This window comes from Tenacibaculum xiamenense (assembly GCF_964513065.1).
Classification (GTDB): Bacteria; Bacteroidota; Bacteroidia; order Flavobacteriales; family Flavobacteriaceae; genus Polaribacter; species Polaribacter xiamenense.
In genome coordinates this window covers 924-5,251 of sequence record NZ_CAZEQU010000021.1, presented here as the reverse complement: position 1 = coordinate 5,251, position 4,328 = coordinate 924, and the positions used below count along the sequence as shown (strand labels likewise).

Here is a 4,328-nt window from a genome sequence, read left to right as displayed (position 1 = left end):
AAACTCTAACTTGTAATGCCCATTATCACTCAATAACTTGACATCTAAATACTTTAATAATTCAGGTAAGTTTAAATCAAATTGTTGAGAAACTCCGGCTATTGCCGGTCCAACTAACATCGCTCGCTCCAAATGATTTACACGAACATAATTCGTAGATGTACTCAAAATCTCAGCCTCCGCTACTTTACTGTAACTAGCCAATCCTTTTTTGTACAAAACTCCTTGTTTGGTCTCAAAAGCCGTTTGAGACTCGTGACCCTTGTAAATCTTATACGTAAGATTCACCTGATATTCACTGTTCTTCTTTGATAAGGCTACATACTCTCGCATTATCTCTTGAGCATCCTGTGAATACCCTATGGAAAAAACAAACAGTAACAACCATAATATTGACTTCTTTTTCATAACATTATTTCTTTTTTGCATTACTCGATCTTGTCTCTTGAATCGTATAAACCCCACGTTCTGTCTCTTTCTTTACGCGTATTAATCCTCCTTCACTATCATACTCATAATACGTAGCAAAATTATTCTCATCCAACTCAGCCATAAGTTTCTTAGTATCATCATCATAAACGAAACTCTTCATACTTCCATTAAATGGGTAAATACGAATGTCATCAAAATAACTCGTTATATCTGACGAAGTATTCTTAAGCTCTACTACTAAATTATTTACTGCTGTAACATCTGAATGACTAAAACTCTTAATTGTAAAAACGCCCTCAATACGTTGCCAGCCATCTATAATATGACCCGTAGGGTAATAATCCCCAATATGCTCCGGTGTCAGCAAACTTCCTGAGGCTAAACCTATTGTATATAATTGAATATAAGAATTGCGATAACTAGAACTCTTTATATGAGTCAAACTCTTCTCCTTAACCCAACCACTAATCATATACTTCTTCTCATAAATAGGTCGAAATGAACCTGACTTTGTGCTCTCCACGGCAGACAATGGAACTGGGGTAATTACAGGTGTGTGTGATACTAATAAAGTAATAGGATGACGCTCTAATGTTAATCCAGTAACTACACTATTGGTAGCTGTAAAATGATATACCCCAGCATCCGATTCTTTAACATTATTCAATACCAAATCTTTACTCGTTGCTCCCAATATAGCAACACCATTCTTAAACCATTGGTAACTATTATTAGAACTGGTTAAATCAGTACTAGATAAGGTTATAGACTTTCCTGATTCAACTACTTTTTCCTCTGCCACATCAACCTTGGCTTGAGGAGAATATTGATAGCCTGAAAGATTTTTATATGACTCATGATGGTCTTGAAAATTAGAAAAAACTAATCTGTTATTACTAAAATATAAGTTTCTGAGATTAGATAAATTCGACTTATTCAAAACTATAGGACCTGATATAATATTGTTATTCAAATGTATTTCTTCAATTGAAATTAAATTGTTTAAACTCGATGGAACTGAAGTAAATTGGTTTCCTGTAAACCCTAAATACCTCAAATTCAACATTGATCCAATGACCTCTGGAACAGCCCCCTCTAAAGAATTATTATGAACAATTAAATGACTTAAATATTCTAACCCTACAATTGAATCTGGCAATGTCCCCGATAAATTATTGTTAAACAATAAAAGTTTTGTTACCCTATTATTTTCATCTACTTCAACTCCAAACCAATCACAAACAGGTATATCCAAACTCCATGGCTTATTCCCTGAAACTGTATTCTTCCAATTAGCTCCATTGGTCGAAGTATAAAAACTCCATAAGGTATTCTTCTCAGCTTCTGAAACCTGACATTTTGGTACAGATACTGTTAATGTTATTGGATGACGCTCTAATGTCAAGCCCGTAACAATACTGTTCGTCGCTCTAAAATAATATACTCCTGAATCAGACTCCTGAGCATTGGTTAACACCAAATCTTTACTCGTTGCTCCGGAAATAGCTGTACCATTTTTGTACCATTGGTAACTATTGTTTGGACTTACCATTTGATTACTTGTCAGAGTTACCGTTGTTCCAACAAATTCTTCTTTCAACTCCTCTTGATCTACTTTTGATTGAGGAGAATAAGAAAAGCGTCTTAATGTAGGTATGGCGTTAATTCCATTATAAATATTCTCAATTGTATTAAAATTTAAGTTATTTTTTAAAATGTATATTTGAACTAAACGAGTTAAATTAACATAACTAGATGGAATTTCTTTTATTAGATTATCTTCTAGCCTTAACCATTTAAGTTTCGCAAGATTCCCTATTTCGGAAGGAACACTGATTATCTTATTCCCTAAAAAACCTAAATAGGTTAGATTTTGTAAGTTTCCTATACTTGATGGTACATCTACAATTTCATTATTATTAAAATCCAATCTATTAAGCTTCGTAAGATTCCCTATATCTTCAGGTATTGTAGGAATTTTATTCTCATTAAAATCCAACCATGTCAAATTTGTTAGCCCTGAAATACTCTGAGGAATATTATTTATCTGATTATAATTCGCTACTAAATATTTTAAATTGACCAGACTCCCAATTGTAGAAGGAATTGAGTTTATTCTGTTTCTTTCTAGATACAATGACTGCAACAGAGTCAAGTTCCCTATTTCATTAGGGATACTGCTCAATAAATTAGATTTCAAAAGTAAATATGTAAGCTTCCTTAAATTACCTATTTCATTAGGTAAACTCTCCAATTTATTCTCACCTAGGAATAATGCTGATAAGTTAGACAAATTACCCAAGGAACTCGGCAACATAGTAAATTGATTTTTGTCTGCGTTAAACCAAGATAACAAGGTTAAATTCCCTATTGTTGAAGGTAAACTTTGAATACGGTTACCTCTTATTGATAGAGAACGTAAATTCACAAGGTTTCCAATTTCATTCGGGACGCTAGTTAATATATTATCGTTCAAATAGCAGTAAGTTAAATTTGACAAACTTCCAAACTCAGCTGGTATTGCATTTATCTTATTCCCTCCTAAATCAAGTTGATAAAGTTTACTCAATTTACTTATTGAACTTGTTATTTCTCCATCTAGGTAGTTCTGTCTCATCTGTATTTTAGTAACGTACCCATCACTATCGACGGTTACACCAAACCATTCAGAAACTGGCTTATCCAATGACCATGACTTGTTATTCGCTAGAGTATTCTTCCATTGGGAACCATTCGTAGCTGTATAAAAGTCCCATAATGCTTGCTTCTCTTCTTCCAAAGAACTTACCGAGAACGTCGATCTAGTAGAAAAGGTAGTTATTCGCTCACTTTGACCAGATTTCAATGTTTTCACTCTGATTTTTTTGTAAAACTTCCGTTTTTGACATTTTAGTTTCACATAGAAATCATAAGTTGTGTTAGGTTTGAGACCTGTTATCTGTTCAATATTTTGGCTCGTTCGAATTCTTTGTATCCTTGCTTTTTTATTTTTTGGCTTAAATCCTTTTAGTCCATAAATTATTATAAAATCGTTATTGTCAGCTATACCAAACCAATTCAATATAACAGAATCTTCTTCGATTTGGGAAGCCGCTACTTCGTATATCGCTTCATTATCACAAATTTCTTTTTGTATATCTTGAGCTTCCATGGTATTCATCATGAATGAGAGAAGCATTATTAGAAAAATGTATGGTTTCTTATTTTTCATAGTTACTATTTTAAAAAACTCCATTTAAACTTAATTCATTATAATTTTTTATTGTGCTATCCATATTGAATTAAAAAACACATTCTATCGACTCTGTAATTCTTTTTTGAGCACTTCCTCCAAACGTAAAAGTCAAATCAAGATTATCTGTTTTAACTTCTCCAAGTTCACATAATATTGGGCAAAAGACTACTGTAATAACAGCTTTACCTTTCGACCCCAAATTTATATTTCCTCCTATAGGACTTTGTAGATGACCTGTATCCAATAAATATCTGTTGATAATAACATTATCATCAACAGCAACTGACATCAATACTCCTTCCGTGCTTTGCTGATCTATAGTTCCTGTGATTATTAATGGAATCTGTGAATTCGGACTGCCTGAAATAATAAATGTTCTTTGCGCTCTGACATGCCCACAACTTATATCAGCTGGAGTTCCTCCGTCTGTAATTGTAATATCACCATTGGGTTCATCTACACAATCCTCAATTAAATCTGGGTTGACATCATTTAACTTCTTTATTAAACTAACAGACTTGCTAGGTTTTACTTCAATACTCTTTCTTCCTGTATGCGCTTCTGTATCGGTAATACCTCCTTCTTCTTTTAGAGCATAAGCATCTTTAAAGCTAAAATGATCCACTGAATTCACATCTGTTTCTGCATTCGGTATTCCTCC

General features: G+C 33.2%; 3 protein-coding genes. All 3 read right to left on the bottom strand.

Features of this window, described 5'->3' with window-relative positions; all coding sequences use genetic code 11:
- Window positions 1-408 (bottom strand): hypothetical protein (locus ACKTTV_RS09190; protein WP_408030543.1); only part of this gene is annotated, 408 nt, incomplete at its 3' end.
- Window positions 409-412: 4 nt separating this feature from the next.
- A complete protein-coding gene (locus ACKTTV_RS09185; RefSeq protein ID WP_408030542.1) occupies window positions 413-3,643 on the bottom strand; it encodes a leucine-rich repeat domain-containing protein in 3,231 nt (1,076 codons plus the stop codon).
- 70 nt (window positions 3,644-3,713) lie between these two features.
- A complete protein-coding gene (locus ACKTTV_RS09180) occupies window positions 3,714-4,292 on the bottom strand; it encodes a hypothetical protein (protein WP_408030541.1) in 579 nt (192 codons plus the stop codon).
- Window positions 4,293-4,328: the final 36 nt, after the last annotated feature.